18 protein-coding genes are annotated in these 16,699 nt (G+C 72.8%); 6 read left to right on the top strand and 12 right to left on the bottom strand.

Annotated features, from left to right (window positions below; genetic code table 11):
• Positions 1–31 precede the first annotated feature (31 nt).
• Positions 32–382 (top strand): 5-carboxymethyl-2-hydroxymuconate Delta-isomerase, encoded by a 351-nt coding sequence (locus BA175_RS18420; RefSeq protein ID WP_069172530.1) that lies wholly within the window; start codon positions 32–34, stop codon positions 380–382.
• Positions 383–519: 137 nt separating this feature from the next.
• Here BA175_RS18420 and BA175_RS18415 read toward each other — a convergent pair whose 3' ends face one another.
• The 6 genes from BA175_RS18415 to glnII all read right to left on the bottom strand — a co-directional run bounded on the left by BA175_RS18415 (position 520) and on the right by glnII (position 7,609).
• Positions 520–1,254: a TetR/AcrR family transcriptional regulator gene (locus tag BA175_RS18415; protein WP_069172529.1), complete on the bottom strand. Its 735-nt coding sequence runs from the start codon at positions 1,252–1,254 to the stop codon at positions 520–522.
• Positions 1,255–1,295: 41 nt separating this feature from the next.
• A complete protein-coding gene (locus BA175_RS18410) occupies positions 1,296–3,368 on the bottom strand; it encodes a hypothetical protein (protein WP_438947340.1) in 2,073 nt (690 codons plus the stop codon).
• A gap of 128 nt (positions 3,369–3,496) precedes the next feature.
• Positions 3,497–4,144, bottom strand: a complete 648-nt coding sequence (locus BA175_RS18405) for a LuxR C-terminal-related transcriptional regulator (RefSeq protein ID WP_069172528.1) — start codon at positions 4,142–4,144, stop codon at positions 3,497–3,499.
• Positions 4,129–5,406, bottom strand: a complete 1,278-nt coding sequence (locus BA175_RS18400) for a sensor histidine kinase (protein WP_069172527.1) — start codon at positions 5,404–5,406, stop codon at positions 4,129–4,131. The genes BA175_RS18405 and BA175_RS18400 overlap by 16 nt, the downstream gene beginning before the upstream one ends.
• 229 nt (positions 5,407–5,635) lie before the next feature.
• On the bottom strand, positions 5,636–6,232 hold the full coding sequence (locus tag BA175_RS18395; RefSeq protein ID WP_069172526.1) for a winged helix-turn-helix domain-containing protein: 597 nt from the start codon (positions 6,230–6,232) through the stop codon (positions 5,636–5,638).
• A 342-nt stretch (positions 6,233–6,574) separates the two neighbouring features.
• The gene (gene glnII / locus BA175_RS18385) at positions 6,575–7,609 is read right to left on the bottom strand and encodes a glutamine synthetase (protein ID WP_069172524.1); all 1,035 of its coding nucleotides are present in this window, start codon (positions 7,607–7,609) and stop codon (positions 6,575–6,577) included.
• A gap of 245 nt (positions 7,610–7,854) precedes the next feature.
• Between glnII and BA175_RS18380 the strand changes: the two genes are divergently transcribed.
• A complete protein-coding gene (locus BA175_RS18380) occupies positions 7,855–8,805 on the top strand; it encodes a Gfo/Idh/MocA family protein (RefSeq protein ID WP_438947339.1) in 951 nt (316 codons plus the stop codon).
• A gap of 109 nt (positions 8,806–8,914) precedes the next feature.
• On the opposite strand, the gene BA175_RS18375 is transcribed toward BA175_RS18380, so the two are convergent.
• On the bottom strand, positions 8,915–9,391 hold the full coding sequence (locus tag BA175_RS18375; RefSeq protein ID WP_069172522.1) for a MarR family winged helix-turn-helix transcriptional regulator: 477 nt from the start codon (positions 9,389–9,391) through the stop codon (positions 8,915–8,917).
• A gap of 50 nt (positions 9,392–9,441) precedes the next feature.
• Between BA175_RS18375 and BA175_RS18370 the strand changes: the two genes are divergently transcribed.
• Positions 9,442–10,365 (top strand): alpha/beta fold hydrolase, encoded by a 924-nt coding sequence (locus BA175_RS18370; protein ID WP_069172521.1) that lies wholly within the window; start codon positions 9,442–9,444, stop codon positions 10,363–10,365.
• Here the strand turns inward: BA175_RS18370 and BA175_RS18365 are convergent.
• Positions 10,295–10,654 carry an arsenate reductase family protein gene (locus tag BA175_RS18365; RefSeq protein ID WP_069172520.1) on the bottom strand — a complete coding sequence of 120 codons (360 nt, stop codon included), beginning with the start codon at positions 10,652–10,654 and terminating at the stop codon, positions 10,295–10,297. The genes BA175_RS18370 and BA175_RS18365 overlap by 71 nt on opposite strands.
• Before the next feature lie 119 nt (positions 10,655–10,773).
• Between BA175_RS18365 and BA175_RS18360 the strand changes: the two genes are divergently transcribed.
• Positions 10,774–11,043, top strand: coding sequence for a hypothetical protein (locus BA175_RS18360; RefSeq protein ID WP_069172519.1), 270 nt, complete (start codon positions 10,774–10,776; stop codon positions 11,041–11,043).
• A 317-nt stretch (positions 11,044–11,360) separates the two neighbouring features.
• The gene (locus tag BA175_RS18355; RefSeq protein ID WP_069172518.1) at positions 11,361–11,795 is read left to right on the top strand and encodes a VOC family protein; all 435 of its coding nucleotides are present in this window, start codon (positions 11,361–11,363) and stop codon (positions 11,793–11,795) included.
• 306 nt (positions 11,796–12,101) lie between these two features.
• Here BA175_RS18355 and glnA read toward each other — a convergent pair whose 3' ends face one another.
• A complete protein-coding gene (glnA, locus tag BA175_RS18350; RefSeq protein ID WP_069172517.1) occupies positions 12,102–13,511 on the bottom strand; it encodes a type I glutamate--ammonia ligase in 1,410 nt (469 codons plus the stop codon).
• 219 nt (positions 13,512–13,730) lie between these two features.
• On the opposite strand from glnA, the gene BA175_RS18345 reads away from it, so the two are divergent.
• On the top strand, positions 13,731–14,198 hold the full coding sequence (locus BA175_RS18345; protein ID WP_079159667.1) for an RDD family protein: 468 nt from the start codon (positions 13,731–13,733) through the stop codon (positions 14,196–14,198).
• Positions 14,199–14,440: 242 nt separating this feature from the next.
• Here BA175_RS18345 and BA175_RS18340 read toward each other — a convergent pair whose 3' ends face one another.
• The 3 genes from BA175_RS18340 to lipA form a co-directional block, all read right to left on the bottom strand.
• Entirely contained in the window at positions 14,441–15,148 is a 708-nt protein-coding gene (locus tag BA175_RS18340; RefSeq protein ID WP_069172515.1) for a DUF4191 domain-containing protein, read from the bottom strand.
• Between the two features lie 30 nt (positions 15,149–15,178).
• Positions 15,179–15,379, bottom strand: a complete 201-nt coding sequence (locus BA175_RS18335; RefSeq protein WP_069172514.1) for an SCO2195 family GlnR-regulated protein — start codon at positions 15,377–15,379, stop codon at positions 15,179–15,181.
• A 269-nt stretch (positions 15,380–15,648) separates the two neighbouring features.
• Positions 15,649–16,638, bottom strand: a complete 990-nt coding sequence (gene lipA / locus BA175_RS18330) for a lipoyl synthase (protein WP_069172513.1) — start codon at positions 16,636–16,638, stop codon at positions 15,649–15,651.
• Positions 16,639–16,699 lie beyond the last annotated feature (61 nt).

Here is a 16,699-nt window from a genome sequence, read left to right as displayed (position 1 = left end):
CGACGCCCCACCCCGCACCCAGGAGCGCGTGATGCCGCAGATCACCGTCGACTACTCCGCCGAGCTCGACGACGCCTTCGACCGCCGCGGCTTCGCCCTCGCCCTGCACCCGCTGGTCGCCGAGACCGTGACCACCGAGGTCCCCAGCTGCAAGACCCGCTTCCGCCGGGTCGAGGAGTCCGTCGTCGGGGACGCCCCGGCCGGGGACGCGATCGTGCACGTCTCCATCGGCCTCCTGGCGGGCCGCACCCCCGAGGTCAAGGAGCGGCTCACCGAGTCCGTGCTGGAGCTGCTGGCCGCCCACCTGAAGCCCACCGGTGACCTCGCCGTCCACGCCTCGGCCGAGACCCGCGACCTGGACCCGTCCTACCGCAAGAGCTGAGCCGCGATTTGGGAGTCGTGACCGCCCGCGACCGGCACGCACACGCGCCGCGTCGTCCGGACCCACCCGGTCCCTCCGGTGCCGGGTCGGCCCTCCGCCGTGCGGTCGCACGCACCGGAAGCGCTCCGGGCCCGCCCTTAGAGCAGGCCGTGCTCCGTCCGCGGACGGAACTGCTGCGGGACGGCGGGCGCCAGCACGGAGAGCCGCGCCAGCAGATCGCCGAACGGCCCGTCCGCCGGCTCCTGCGCGAGGACCCGCACCACGATCTCCGCCGTCTCCGGGTCGTACGCGGCACCCACGGCGGCCAGCGCCGCGAAGTCGTGGACCAGCTGCAACTCCAGCTCGGCGCGCGGGACGCGCTTCCCGTCCAGCCACAGCAGGGCCGTCGACTCCGCCAGCGACATCCAGGACCGCACGACCAGCTCCAGCCGGGCGGGCGGCGACTCCACCCCGAGGTGCGCGACGATCTGCGCGTACGCGGCCTGCCGCACCCCGTCGATCAGGGCGTCGGCCGTCGAGGAGCCGCCGGCCGGACCGCCCCGCAGCAGCGCCGCGAAGCCCGGACCGTGCTCCTCGACGAAGCCGAAGAACCGGCCCATCACCCGCAACAGCCGTCCTCCCAGAGGCCCTTCGTGCGGCTCGAGGAAGCTGCCGGCCAGCTCGTCGGCGGCCCGCGCCAGTGCCGCCTCGTACAGACTCTGCTTCCCCGGGAAGTAGTGGTAGACGAGCGGGCGCGAGATGCCGGCGGCGGCCGCTATCTCGTCGATCGACACGTCGTCGGGCGAGCGGCGGCTGAACAACTCCAGCGCGACGGCGAGCAACTGCTGCCTGCGCTCGTCGACGCCCATCCTGCGCCGCACACCGGTCGTCATACCGACAGCCTAACGGGACGGGCCCGGCATCCGGGCCCAGGTCAGCGCAGGGCCCGCACCCGTCTGCCGTCCGCCAGGAGCCCCTCAAGCCGGGCCCGGTCGCCGGCCCGGGCAGGCACCGCGAGCAGCCGCCCGTCCGCTCGGCCCCGGACCCCGCCCGTCGCCGAGAGGGACACGAACTGCCGTGATCCCGCGGCGAGTACGTACCACCGCCCACCGTCCGACCTCCACAGCACGCCCGCCAGGACCCGCGGCCGGCGTATCCCGCAGTCGGGGGAGTTCTCCGCACGGGCCGCCACCGCCGCCGGGGCCCGCACGCCGCCCGACACCTCGGGCGGCGCCTGGAACTGCGCCAGCACCCTGCTCCCCGTACCCCGCCACGTCTCGGCCCGGGTGCAGAGCCACAGCGCGGCCCCCTCGCCCTCGGGGAGCCGCTGCCTCGCGTACGCCCAGGAGTTCACCGACCGGACCCCGTGCGCGCGCACCGCCGGCAGGAGACAGGCGGTGCGCGCCCAGCTCGCCCGGTCGGCCGGCTCCGAGACGTCGTGCGGGGCCGACGGCGCTCCGGAGGTGAGGCGGACGGGCGTGAGCTCGCCGAGGTCCGTCAGCAGCCGGGACCCCGACGCGTCACGCACCTCCAGGGCCTGCCAGGAACGGCAGGCGCCGGAACTCCCCGGCCCGGTCGACGCCTCGGTCACCCCGTGCGCGTCCCGGCGCAGCGGCCGCGCCGGGGCGTGCGGTGCCAGCAGGTCGCGTACGGCGGCCCCGCGCACCCACGGGGCGGTGAGGAAGCGGATCCCGCCGCCCCGCTGCACGACCAGGGCGCTCGCGGTCGCCCTGTCCGCGCCGTCCACCCGGGCGAAGTCGAGGGCGACGCTCCCGGCCGGGTCCGCGTTGCGCGGCTCCGTGTAGCGCACGACGCGCAGCCCGTCGTGGAACAGGACCACCGCCGCCCCGCCGGCCTCACCCGCGTACAGCAGCTGCGGCGGTCCCATCGGCGGTCCGACGGGCGTCCCGGGGGCCGCCGAGGAGGCCACCGCCGGACCGGGGCGGGCCCACGCCGCGAGGGCGCGCCCCAGTAGCCGGGTGTCCCCGGCCCGGTCGCCCCGCGTGGGCCAGACGGTGAAGTCGGTACGGGCCGAGCTGCGCCAGACACCGGCCGGCACCCGGTGCAACGCCGCCGGATCCAGAGCCTGTTCGGCGGCGGGATGACGGGAGTAGAGGGGGGCGGAGCCGGCCTGCGGGCCGCCGAGGCCGTCGCCCGGCATCAACAGCAGGGTCCCGCAGACCAGCAGCGCGGCACACCCGGCGGCGAGGGTGCGCCCGACCCGCCGGCGGTGCGCCGGATCGGTCGGCCTGACCTGCAGCGAACACGCGTCGAACTCCGGTGAGGACAGGAGCCCGGGCGGGACGGGGAGCGCGTCGGCCTCCCGCAGCGCCGCCTCCGGGCCGGCCACCCCCGCCGCGCCCAGGATCCGGCACACCTCCGGGTCCCCGAGCCCTTCGAGCCCCCGCAGCACCTGAGCGGCGCGGCAGGGGCCCGAGACCTCGGCAAGGGCCTGTTCCAGGGCCAGTTCCTCCGCCCCGCAGGAGTGCGGGAACAGCCGCAGCCCCCACACCTGGGGCAGCCAAGGGGGGAGCTGCGCCCGGCGGGGCAGGGCGAACCGGCGCAACGGAAGCCCCGCATCCAGGGCGGCACGCACCACCCGGAGCCGCGCACACGCGTAGGCCCGCCCGAGGTCGGCCGAGACGGGGGGGACGCCGGGGGATTCGAGGGATCCCAGCGCTTCGGGGGGCTCCAGGGCTTCCGGGGCTTCCGGGGCTTCCGCACGGGCGGCGGAGGCGCCCGGGACGTCCCCGGCCTCCGGGGTCACCGAGCCCGGTGCGAGGGCCGTCTCCGGCTCCGTGCGGTGCGCCCCGCGCAGGGACCGCTGGACGAGCCAGTGCGCGGTCAGGACCCGGCGGTTGCGGCTGAGGGAGGGAGGCAGCACGAGATACCCGATCCTGACGAGCCGTGCGTAGTGCTCCATGAGCGCGGCCTCGGCCCGCTCCCCACCGGCCCCGCCCTCGGTGGGGCGTCCGGCTGACGACGGTACTGCTCGCAGTGAGGGCACATTCAGCTGAACGAGCGAATGATGCGATGGTCACCCCGGCGCTCGGGCGCACCGCGCACGCCTCGCCCCTCTCCCACGCCCGGGAAGGTTCCGCCCCGGCTTCGGAAGGTTCCTCCGGTCGGCCCCGGTCAGCCCCGGTCGAGGTAGGCGAGCACCGCGAGCACCCGGCGGTTGTCGTCGTCCGAGGGCGGCAGGCCGAGCTTCCCGAAGATGTTCGAGGTGTGTTTCGCCACCGCCCGCTCCGTGACGACCATCTGCGACGCGATCGCCCCGTTCGAACGGCCCTGGGCCATCAGCTCCATGACCTCGCGCTCCCGGGGGGTCAGCCCGGCCATCGGGCTGTCCTGCGACCGCCGGGACAGCAACTGCGAGATGACCTGCGGGTCCATCGCCGTGCCGCCCGCCGCCACCCGGCGCACCGCGTCGATGAACTGGTCCGCGTCGAACACCCGGTCCTTCAGCAGGTAGCCGATGCCGCCGTTGCCGTCGGCCAGCAGCTCGCGCGCGTACAGCTGCTCCACGTGCTGGGAGAGCACGAGCACGGGGAGGCCGGGCCGGGCGCGCCGGGCGGCCAGCGCGCACTGCAGGCCCTCGTCCGTGTGGGAGGGCGGGAGCCGGACGTCGACGACGGCGACGTCCGGCTCCAGCTCGGCCAGGGCCCTGGTCAGTTCGGGCCCGGTCTCCACCGCTGCCGCTATCTCGAAGTCGTAGGCCTCGAGCATGCGCACCAGGCCGTCGCGGAGCAGGAAGAGATCTTCGGCTAGGACAACGCGCACGGAATCTCCATGGTCACCATGGTGGGACCGCCTGCGGGGCTGCTGACGGCCAGGACGCCGTCGAATGTACCCAGTCGGCGTTCGATTCCGCTCAGTCCCGAACCTGCTCCGACGACCGCACCACCCTTGCCGTTGTCCGTGACCGAGACCCGCAGCATGCCGTCGGCGTGGTGCATGTCCACCCAGACGCGGTCGGCGCCCGCGTGCTTCACGGCGTTCGTCAGGGCCTCGCTGACGGCGAAGTACGCGGCCGACTCGACGGGCGCCTCGGCCCGCCCCGGAAGTTCCACCGACACCTCCGTGGCGAGGGGCAGCCGCAGCGCCAGGGCCTTCACCGCGTCCCCGAGCCCGCGCTCGGCCAGGACCGGCGGGTGGATGCCCCGCACGAGGTCGCGCAGCTCGGTGAGCGCCTCGGCGGAGGACTCCCGGGCCATGGCCAGCAGCTTCTTCGCCTGCGCCGGGTCCTTCTCCACCAGGGCCTCGATGGTGCCCAGGTTCATGCCCATGGCGACCAGCCGGGCCTGTGCCCCGTCGTGCAGGTCCCGTTCGATACGCCGGAGTTCGGAGGCCGCCGTGTCCACGGCCTCGTACCGGGTCTCGGTGAGCCGGTCGATGCGCCGGGCGAGCTCCTCTTCGTGGGTGGGGGCGAGTACCGCCCGGGCGAGTACGAAGTGCAGTCTCAGAAGCGGCCGGGTCGTCCGCGGGGCGAGGAGGAGGAGCACGGCCCCGAGGGCACCGGCGGCCAGCGCGCTCGCCTGACCGGTCACCGGGACGAACCCGTACCAGTACGGGTCGTCGCCGAAGGCCCGCCAGAGCCCCGCCGCCACGGCGAGCCCCTCCACCGGGAACACCACCAGCGCGAAGGTCAGGGCCAGCAGTGCGTACCCGGCCGTCATGTCGACCAGCAGCCACCGCAGGTCCCGCCACGTCGCCGGGTCCTTCAGCAGCAGCGTCGTGCGCTCCACCTGCCCGGTGAACCCGGTGCGCAGGTCCGGCGGGAACGGCCGGTAGGCGGCCGGGATGCGGACGTCCGACCAGGCCGCCGCCAGCCTCCGGCGCAGTTCCGCGTGCTCGCGGACCGCCGCCAGGACCGTCGGCGTGGTGACCAGCCCCACACCCAGCAGGATCAGGGTGATCGAGAGCAGCGACAGGACGAAGAGGGTGACCGACCCCGCGAGGCTCACGAAGGAGAGGCCGAACGCCCGCCAGGCATCCAGCAGCGAGGCGCGTAGGCGGCCCCGTATCGCGCGTGTCGCGGTCATGGTGTCTTCTTCCCTCGCCAGGACCCGGCTGGTCCCGTCCGGCCCACAGTCTGACCCGCGGGACCGTCCGCCCGTCAGCCGGTTCACCACCCGGCCGGGGTGTACCTGGCACCACCCCCGCGGCCTCGCCCCGCCTCCCGGGCGGGCGGGGACGCGGGGCCGTTCCCCCCTCGTGGGCGCACCGGGCAGGGAGGCGCCGGGGTCCGGAGCTCCCTGCCCCGTCCGCAGGTCAGGGCGTGTACGTGTAGCCCACGCGCCGTACGGTCCGGATCGACCGGCGGTGCTCGGCGCCCAGCTTGCGGCGCAGCCGGGCGACATGGACGTCCACGGTGCGTCCGTCGCCCACGTGCCCGTACCCCCACACGGTCGTGACCAGCTGGTCCCGGGTGTGCACCCGGTGCGGATGCGCCACCAGGTGTGCCAGCAGCTCGAATTCGAGGTACGTGAGGTCGAGCGCGACGCCGTCGACGACGGCGGTGCGCCGGGTGGAGTCGATGCGTACGGGGCCCTCCGCCGGAGCGTCCGCGGTCTGCTCCGGTACCGGCTGCCGGTACGCGGAGGAGGCGAGGGCCGGCTGCTGGTCGGCCGGGACGAGGACCAGGTAGCCCACCATCGGCGGCCGGCCCGGCAGCGCCGGCACTGTGTGCTGCGGTGCGGGCAGCCAGGTCGCCCCCGGCGGCAGGAAGCCGAGGACCGCCTGCCCGCCCACGGGCTCCGGGGCGTCGTCACGGTCGACGGCCCGCAGCCGGTGACGGCCGGCGGAGAGGGAGGTACGGGAGGTAGTGGCCGCGCCGGACGCGGCGGGGAGGGTACGGCTGTTCGCCATGGGAGTCAGCTCTTTCGCGCGAGGAGTCGTCGAGGACGTACGTCGTGCGCGCGGGCCGAAGACCGGGGTGAGCGGCTTTAGAGGGCCTGCGCGTTCCACGCGCGGCAACACACCCGGTCGAAGTCGTGGTGCTGACGAGAGGGCCAGAACGGCTCGAGGTCGCTGTGACCCGATGCGGTGTACTGGAAGCCGGCCATGTGCCCATTGAAGCAGACGACGCGGCCCGGCAGCAGCCCTTCTTCCAACTGCCCACACGTGGGCCGGAGCCGGAGCTCCCCGGGAACGCCGACGGGGTGCCCGCCGGACCGTCGTCCGGTGGGCACCCCGTCGGCTCGTGCGGGATCAGACCTGGCCGGCCTTCTCCAGCGCGGTGCAGCAGGTGTCGACGATCAGCCGCGTGACGACGTACGGGTCGACGTTGGCGTTCGGACGGCGGTCCTCGATGTATCCCTTGCCGTCCTGCTCGACCTGCCACGGGATGCGGACGGAGGCGCCGCGGTCGGAGACGCCGTAGCTGTACTCGTTCCACGGGGCGGTCTCGTGCAGACCGGTCAGACGGTCGTCGATACCGGCGCCGTAGTGCTTGACGTGGTCCATCGGCTTCGAGCCCTCGCCGAGCGACTCGCACGCCGTGATGATCGCGTCGTAGCCCTCGCGCATCGCCTTCGTGGAGAAGTTGGTGTGCGCGCCCGCGCCGTTCCAGTCGCCCTTGACGGGCTTCGGGTCCAGCGTCGCGGAGACGTCGAAGTCCTCGGCGGTGCGGTACAGCAGCCAGCGGGCGATCCACAGCTGGTCGGAGACCTCCAGCGGGGACAGCGGGCCCACCTGGAACTCCCACTGTCCGGGCATGACCTCGGCGTTGATGCCGGAGATGCCCAGGCCCGCCTTCAGGCAGTTGTCCAGGTGCTTCTCGACGATCTGACGGCCGAAGATCTCGTCCGAGCCCACCCCGCAGTAGTAACCGCCCTGTGCGGCCGGGAAGCCGCCCTCGGGGAAGCCGAGCGGGCGGTGGCCGTCGAAGAAGGTGTACTCCTGCTCGATGCCGAATATCGCTTCCTGGCTCTCGAACCGCTCGGCGACCGGGCGCAGTCCGGCACGGGTGTTGGACTCGTGCGGCGTCATGTCGATGTCGAAGACCTCGCACAGGACGAGGATGTCGTCGCCGCCGCGGATCGGGTCCGGACAGGAGAAGACCGGCTTCAGGACCCGGTCGGAGGCGTGGCCCTCGGCCTGGTTGGTGCTCGAACCGTCGAAGCCCCAGACGGGCAGCTCCGCCACGGCCTGCGAGGGGCTCCCGGCCATGATCTTCGTCTTGGAACGGAGCTTGGCGGTCGGCTCGGTGCCGTCGATCCAGATGTACTCAGCCTTGAACGTCACGGAAGCCATCCTTCTGGGGTGCTGCGGTCCATGGTGCGCAGTGTGGCAAGACGCGATTTCCCGTCCGTTGCCCTGATGTGAACCCCGCGTTACCGAGAGTTTCCCCGGGATGTCCCGGTCGCACCTGCCCGCCGCCCGTCGGCCTCCCACCACCGCCGCACCGGATACGGTCCGCCCCCCTGCTGGACCGCGGGCACGGTCCGGCGGGAGTCATGCGGTGGCGGGGGGGCGGGCACACTGGCGGCATGACCCCACCTGCCGCACCCACGCCCGGACCGGACCCCCGTACCCCGATGCGGATCGGACTCGTCGGCGCCGGCCCCTGGGCACGCATGACCCAGGCCCCCGCGCTCGCCGCCCACCCGGGCGTCGTACTGAGCGGGGTCTGGGGCCGCCGGCCCGAAGCGGCGGACGCGCTGGCCGCCGCCCACGGCTCCCGGGCCTACACGGGCGACGCGGGCATCGGCGCGCTGCTGGAGGCGAGCGACGCGGTGGCCTTCGCGGTGCCGCCGGACGTCCAGGCACCCCTCGCCGCGCGTGCCGCGGCCGCCGGATGCCACCTCCTGATGGACAAGCCGGTCGCCACGACCGTGGCGGCGGCCCGCGAGGTCGCCGAGGCCGCCGAGCGTGCGTCGGTCGCCTCCGTGGTCTTCTGCACGTTGCGGTTCGCCGGGGGCACGGCCGGATGGATCGCCGAACAGGCGGCCGCAGGCGGCTGGTTCACCGCCCGCGCCCTGTGGCTCGGAGCGCTGTACGCCCCCGGTGCCAGCAGTGAGTTCGCCGCGTCGCCGTGGCGCCGCGAGAAGGGCGGCCTGTGGGACGTGGGCCCGCACGCGCTCTCCGTCCTGATCCCGGTCCTGGGGGAGGTGACGGAGGTGGTGGCCGCCCGGGGACCGGCCGATGCGACGCATCTCGTGCTCCGGCACACTTCCGGAGCCTCCAGCACGGTGACGCTCGCCCTGGACGCGCCGGTGGGCGCGGTGGGTACGGAGGTCGAATTCCGGGGGGAGCGGGGGGCGGCGGCGCTTCCCACGGGCGGCGGGGACGCGCCGGGGGCGTTCGGGGCGGCCGTGGACGCGCTGATCGACGCGGCGCGCACGGGGGTGGCGCACCCCTGCGACGTACGCTTCGGGCTGCGGATCACCGAGGTGCTCGCCCAGGCCGAGGCGCAACTGGGGCCGGTGACGGCGGCCTGACCGCGCTGCCCACCGCTGCACCGCCGCCGGGGCAGGACGCCCGGTCGCCCGCCGGGGCAGCCGTTGGCCGGAGTTCCGGCAGGCCCGCGGCCCGGACTCCACAGCAGTCTCATTCCAGGGACGCCCCGGCGAGCGCCGCGTACGCCCCTCGCAGGAACCGCCGTACGGCCGCCGCCTCGCGGTCGTCGAAGGTCCGCAACAGCTCCACCATCCCGGCCAGGGTGGGACCGAAGAACTCCTGCCCCAGCTCCACGGCCCGCGCGTCCACCGTGAGCAGCACCTGGCGGCGGTCGCGCTCGTCGCGGCTGCGGGTGACATGACCCAGGCGCTCCAGCCGGTCGATGAGGGCTGTCGTCCCCGCACTGTTGAGACCGAGCTGCGCCCCTAGCCGGCCGGCGGTCGCCGGGGTGCCCGCCCGGGCGGCGTCGAGCAGACAGATCAAGGCCCGTACGTCCGTGGGGTGCATGCCGTGGAGGGCTGCGAACTCCGCCTGCCGAAGACCGAATTCGATCGTCACCCGGCGCAGGAGATGAACGGTCTCCAGCTCCGCGCCCCCGTCCGCCGGAGAACCGCCCGCTGTGCTCACGCCCTCATATTACCTCGCTCAGCGAGATAATATGAGGGCGGGAGGTACACATGCGCACACCGGATCCCGAGGACCTACGCCGTTTCCACGCCGCCTACGACGACGTCCTGGCCCACCACTGGCCCGCCACGACCACCCCGACCGTCATTTCCACCCCGTACGGCACCACCCACCTCAACAGCTGCGGCCCCGAGGACGCCCCGCCCCTGTTCCTGCTGCCCGGCGGCGGCGCCACCTCCACGGTGTGGTTCGCCCAGGCCGCCCGCCTCGCCCGTACCCACCGCGTCCACGCCGTCGACGTCGTCGGCGAACCGGGCCGCAGCACGGTGGGGGAGCGTCCGGTCCGCACGGCGGCCGACCTCACGCACTGGCTCGACGCGGTACTGGACGCGCTGGGCGTCGGCAGCGCCGCCCTCTGCGGCCACTCGTACGGCGCCTGGATCGCCCTCCGACACGCCCTGCACGCCCCCCGGCGCGTCGGACGGCTCGTCCTGGTGGACCCGACCGGGTGCTTCGCCGGCTTCCGCCCCGGCTACCTGCTGCACGCCCTGCCGATGCTGCTGCGCCCGACGGAGCGGCGTACCCGCGCCTTCCTGGCCTGGGAGACGGGTGGCGCGGAGTTCGACCCGGCCTGGGCCCGGCTGCGGGACGCCGCTGTGCGCTTCCCCGCCGCCCGCCCGGTCACCGGCCCGCGTCCCTCGGCCGAGGCCCTGCGAGGACTCGAGGTACCCACGCTCGTCCTGACGGCGCGGCGCGGCCGGGCGCACGACGCCGCACGCGTCGCCGCCACGGCGGAACGGCTGCTCGCGCACGCCGGGACCGCGACCCTGGACGCCACGCACCACTCACTGCCGCTGCACTCCCCGGAGGCGGCGGAACTCGCCCGTCACATGGAGGACTTCCTCACCGAGCCAGTGCGTCCCGGACCGCCTCGTCCGTCCGTGCCACCACGGCGCTCCCGTCCTGAGCGGTGATGATCGGCCGCTGGATCAGCTTCGGGTGCGCGCAGAGGGCCGTGATCCACCGCTCACGCGAACCGGCTTCCCTGGGCCACTCCCCGACCCCCAGTTCCTTCGCCTCCGCCTCCTGGGTCCGGGTGATGTCCCACGGCTCGAGGCCCAGCCGGTCCAGGACGTCGCGGATCTCGTCGGCCGACGGCACGTCCTCCAGGTAGCGGCGGACGGTGTACTCGGCGCCCTCGGCGTCCAGCAGGTCCATCGCGCCGCGGCACTTCGAGCAGGCGGGATTGATCCAGATCTCCATGGGGCCCAGGGTACGGGAGGGACTCCCGAAATGGCCCCTGGCCAGGGGCGATTGTCAGTGGGGGGCAGTAAAATGGAGGGAGTTCGTGAGGGTTCCACCACCGTGCCAGGAGGTTGCCGATGGCCGTTGCCGCAGTCACGACCGAGCCGCTCAACACGCCCCTGAAGAAGAAGCCGCTCCCCGCGGGCCGGCCCCGCGAGTGGTACGTCTCCCACAACCGCCGTCTCAAGGCCATGCGCCTGGCGATCGCCCTGCTCGACACGGGCGTCTACCAGCCCTCGACCGCCGACAACGCCAGGATCCGCGCGACCGCAGACCGCCTTGCCATCCACCCGCCGTCCGACATTACCTGCCGCATGGTCCGTGCCCTGATCCGCTACGGCCGCTGACCCGCGCCGCCTGTGCCCCGCGACCGCGCCGGGGGCACAGGCGGTCCCGGTTCCGCGCGGCCCGGTCCCGAGCGTCAGCGGTCCGAGGACGGCCACCTCCGCCCGGCCCGCCGCGTACGACGTGAGGGGGAGTTCACCGATGGCAGCGCGCGCCGCCGTCACCGCTGCGGGAACCGGGGACGGGAGTGGGGCTCACCCGCCGTCGGGCCGAGGCCGCCAGCGAGGCAGTCGGGCCGGGACGCGTGGCGGCGCCGCGCGCGTCCCACCGGAACCCGGGTGGCGGCATCGATGTCAGAGGTGCGCAGTACGGTCGCTCGATGACAACGGTGATCGATCTGACACTCGACAGCGCGGACACGCAGGTTCTCGCCGCCTTCTGGAAGACGGCTCTGGGCTACGTCGACGAGCCCCCGCCCGCCCCCTTCGCCACACGCGCGGAGTGGTTCGCGCAGTTCGACCTGCCGGAGGGCGACTCCGTGGACGACGGCGCGTGGCTCTGTGATCCCGACGGCGTCGGCCCGCGCCTCTGCATCCTCAAGGTCCCCGAGCCCAAGACGGCGAAGAACCGGCTTCACATCGACGTCCGGGTGGCCGGACACGGCAGTCCCGAGGAGCGATGGGCACGGATCAGGGCGGAGTCCGAACGCCTGGCGCGGGCGGGCGGGACCGTCCTGGAGAGTTTCGACGGACACCACGTCCTGATGGCCGACCCGGAGGGCAACGAGTTCTGCGTCGGCGCGGGCCACGCGTGAGGGGCGGACGGGCGCGAGGCGGGCGGCACACCGACGCCTGAGGGCCGGCCGGATCCCGGGCCCGGGGCCCGCAGACGCCGTCCCTACCGACGAGGGCCGCCACCCCGGCCCGGGGTGGCGGCCCTCATGCGGACGTCCTAGGTGTACTGACCCGTGAGGTTGGGGACGCCTGGCACGCGCCCTCGCGGCGTTGTCGGGATCGCCCCGATACACCGGTATCGAGGCGACCCTCCGCCGTGCGATCGCACGTACCGGACGCCGCCGGGCCTGCCCTTCGGGCAGACGACGCTACTTTCGAAACACGTCCTAGAGGTCGAAGTACAGCTCGAACTCGTGCGGGTGCGGGCGCAGCTGGATCGGGGCGATCTCGTTCGTTCGCTTGTAGTCGATCCACGTCTCGATCAGGTCGGGCGTGAACACGCCGCCTGCCTGGAGGTACTCGTGGTCCTGCTCCAGGGCGTCGAGAACGGCCGGGAGCGAGGTCGGGACCTGCTGGACACCGGCGTGCTCCTCGGGGGCCAGCTCGTACAGGTCCTTGTCGATCGGCTCCGGCGGCTCGATCTTGTTCTTCACGCCGTCCAGGCCGGCCATCAGGAGGGCCGAGAACGCCAGGTACGGGTTGGAGGACGGGTCCGGGGCGCGGAACTCGACGCGCTTCGCCTTCGGGTTGGATCCCGTGATCGGGATGCGCATCGCGGCGGAGCGGTTGCGCTGCGAGTACACCATGTTGACCGGCGCCTCGAACCCCGGGACCAGGCGGTGGTAGGAGTTCACCGTCGGGTTGGTGAAGGCCAGCAGCGACGGGGCGTGCTTCAGGATGCCGCCGATGTAGTAGCGCGCCATGTCCGAGAGGCCCGCGTAGCCCTGCTCGTCGTAGAACAGCGGGGAGCCGCCGGACCACAGGGACTGGTGGACGTGCATGCCCGAGCCGTTGTCGCCGAAGATCGGCTTCGGCATGAAGGTCGCGGTCTTGCCGTTGCGCCAGGCGACGTTCTTCACGATGTACTTGAAGAGCATCAGGTCGTCGGCCGCGGCGAGCAGCGTGTTGAACTTGTAGTTGATCTCCGCCTGGCCGGCGGTGCCGACCTCGTGGTGCTGGCGCTCGACCTGCAGGCCGTTCTTGTCCAGCTCCAGGGAGATCTCCGCGCGCAGGTCGGCGAAGTGGTCGACCGGCGGGGTCGGGAAGTAACCGCCCTTGTAGCGGACCTTGTAACCCCGGTTGTTCTCGACCGCACCGGTGTTCCAGGCACCCGCCTCGGAGTCGATGTGGTAGAAGCTCTCGTTCGCCGACGTCTGGAAGCGGACGTTGTCGAAGACGTAGAACTCGGCCTCGGGGCCGAAGTACGCGGTGTCCGCGATGCCGGTCGAGGCGAGGTACGCCTCGGCCTTCTTGGCCACGTTCCGCGGGTCACGGCTGTACTGCTCGCCGGTGATCGGGTCGTGGATGAAGAAGTTGACGTTGACCGTCTTGTCGCGGCGGAAGGGGTCGACACGGGCCGTCGACAGGTCGGCGCGGAGCGCCATGTCGGACTCGTGGATGGCCTGGAAGCCGCGGATCGACGAGCCGTCGAAAGCCAGTTCCTCGGCCGGGTCGAAGGTCGCCGCCGGGATCGTGAAGTGCTGCATCACACCCGGCAGGTCGCAGAAACGGACGTCGATGAACTTGACGTCGTTGTCGGCGATGTACTTCTGCACTTCGTCGGCGTTCTGGAACATCCAACTCCTCCTACTCCCGACCCGGGAAAGGGCGGGGTTGCAGCTCGTCGTGCGGCCAGTGCGGTGGCCCACCGGGCCCGACCATAGGCAGCCGGGATTTCTCCGGCGTGACCCATTTGTTTCGCCCAAGTTAACCGGGCCGGGGGTCGGTGGCACCTCAGCGACGTGTCCGGTGCCCCGCGCGTTCAGGCGCAAACATGGGCGCAGTACCGTGGACGGGTGGACAACAGGCAAGCAATCGGATCGTGGCTCTCCGGCCCGCGCGCGGCGGCCGAAGAGATGGGCGCCGACTTCGGATACCGGGGTGAGCGCCTCGGTCTGCCCCGGGAGGGTCCGGGGTCGGTGGCTCCGCTCGGCCGCCGCTTCGGGGCCGTCTTCATCGACTGGGCCGCCTGCATGCTGATCGCATACGGGCTGATCGCTCGGGGTGACCAGCAGTCGGCCGGGAACTGGGCGCTCGGCGTCTTCCTCGTACTGAGCCTGCTCACGGTCGGAACCGTCGGCTCCACCCCGGGCAAGCGGATCATGGGCCTGCGGGTCGTCGCCGAGGACGGCGGACGGCTCGGCACCGTGCGGGTCGTCCTGCGGACCGTCCTGCTGCTCCTGGTGATCCCGGCCCTTGTCTGGGACCGCGACAGCCGCGGCCTGCACGACCGGCTGGCCCACGCCGTCCAGGTGCGCATCTGACGTACACCGCCGCACCTGCTTGGAGCGGCGGGCTCCCCGGGCACGCGGGCAAGGCACCGGACGGCTGCACGTGCCGCGGCGTACACAGGGGCCGGACCGGGTCACGCGGCGGCCCGTCGGCCTCCGCACGCGGCCACGACAGCACGCGGGACGGCGTGCATACGGTGGACGGCGCGCATACGTGAGGGCGGCCCCGGACAGATCGTCCGGGGCCGCCCTCACGTATGCGCGGGGTACCCGCCTCAGCGCATCTTTCCGCCGCGCGGCATCCGCATGCCCTTCGGCATCGGCCCCTTCGGCAGCGGCATGTTGCTCATCAGGTCGCCCATCGCCCGCAGCCGGTCGTTGGCCGCCGTGACCTGGGGGCCGGTCAGGACCCGGGGGAGCTTCAGCATCGTGGTGCGCACCTTCTTCAGCGGCACCTGGCCCTCACCGTCACCGACGATGATGTCGTGCACCGGCACGTCCACCACGATGCGGGCCATCCGCTTCTTCTCGGCGGCCAGCAGGCTCTTCACCCGGTTGGGGTTGCCCTCCGCGACCAGCACGATGCCCGCCTTGCCGACGGCCCGGTGGACGACGTCCTGGCTGCGGTTCATCGCCACCGCCGGCGTCGTGGTCCAGCCACGGCCCACCCGGTCCAGCACGGCCGCGGCGGCGCCCGGCTGCCCTTCCATCTGCCCGAAGGCCGCGCGCTCGGCACGCCGCCCGAAGATGATCGCCATTGCGAGGAAAGCCAGGACGAAGCCCAGGATGCCCGCGTAGACCGGGTGCCCGATCAGGAAGCCGATCGCGAGGAGGACGCCGAAGGTGACGATTCCCACACCCGCGACGACAAGACCGATCTTGGGGTCGGTCCGCCTGGTCATCTTGTAGGTCAGGGCGATCTGCTTGAGCCGCCCCGCGTTCTCGGCGCTGTCCGCGCCTTCAGTGTGTGCCTTCCTCGCCATGCAGCGAAGTTTACGTGGCCCCGGAGTGACCTAGGAACGGTGGGCGGCCACGGCGTCCAGGACGTGCTCGGCCTCCACGCGGTCCTTGGCCCGGCGGCGGTCCTCCAGGACAGCCGTCCAGGCGTTCCGGCGGGCGGTGCGCTGGCCGCTGCTCAGCAGCAGCGACTCGACGGCGCGGAGTGCGGTGGTGACGGACGGGATCGCCTGGGCGCGAACCGGTGCGGCCTGCATGTGGATGTTCCCCCTCGGAGCGGATGCGCGCACCGGGTGCGCACGGGTAGCGGGAAGCGGACCCGCAGCGGCCGGAGGGCCGCTGCCGTCCGTGCACCTAGGGTCACTGCTCGGTGTTACCAGTGCATGACCGGTCGGTCAAACACCAATGAAACCCTGATATCGGCGCCGCGCACGCCGACGCGGCCCATACGGGGCTCCGACCTGGCGGGGAGCGTACGGGCCGTGCCGGAGCGCGGGTTACTCGCGGTAGCCTCTTGTGCGCGGATTCACACGGCGGGAGTGCCCGCGGGGGCTCCGGCGAGCGTGCCGGAGGTCTCTCCCCGGCGCTCCATCGCCTGCTGGAAGAGGCGCCCGGCGCGGTAGGAGGACCGCACCAGCGGACCGGACATCACGCCGGAGTAGCCGATGGCCTCGGCCTCCTCCTTCATCTCCACGAACTCGTGGGGCTTGACCCAGCGTTCGACCGGGTGGTGCCGCGGGGAGGGGCGCAGGTACTGGGTGATCGTGATGAGCTCGCAGCCCGCGTCGTACAGGTCCTGGAGCGCCTCGCTGACCTCCTCGCGCGTCTCGCCCATGCCGAGGATCAGGTTGGACTTCGTGATCAGGCCGGCCTCCCGGGCCCGCGTGATGACGTCCAGGGACCGCTCGTAACGGAAGCCGGGGCGGATCCGCTTGAAGATCCGCGGGACCGTCTCGACGTTGTGCGCGAGCACCTGGGGGCGCGAGGAGAAGACCTCCGCGAGCTGCGCCGGGTCCGCGTTGAAGTCGGGGATCAGCAGCTCCACCTTCGTGGCGCCGCCCTCCCGCTCCGCGGTCTGCGCGTGGATCTGGCGCACGGTCTCCGCGTACAGCCAGGCGCCGCCGTCCTCCAGGTCGTCGCGTGCGACGCCGGTGATGGTGGCGTAGTTCAGGTCCATCGTCACGACGGACTCGCCCACACGGCGCGGCTCGTCACGGTCCAGCGCCTGCGGCTTGCCCGTGTCGATCTGGCAGAAGTCGCAGCGCCGGGTGCACTGGTCGCCGCCGATGAGGAAGGTGGCCTCGCGGTCCTCCCAGCATTCGTAGATGTTCGGACAACCGGCCTCCTGGCACACGGTGTGCAGACCCTCGCCCTTCACGAGCTTCTGCATCTTCGTGTACTCGGGGCCCATCTTCGCCCGGGTTTTGATCCACTCGGGCTTGCGCTCGATGGGGGTCTGGCTGTTTCGGACCTCCAGGCGCAGCATCTTGCGCCCGTCGGGTGCGACACCGGACACTCCGGCACCCCTTTGCTTTCGCTGCATTGGATTCTTCGGCGAACACCAGGGTACGCCCGTG

Source organism: Streptomyces griseus, from assembly GCF_001715295.1.
GTDB lineage: Bacteria > Actinomycetota > Actinomycetes > Streptomycetales > Streptomycetaceae > Streptomyces > Streptomyces griseus_G.
This window is presented reverse-complemented; position numbering and strand designations above follow the sequence as displayed.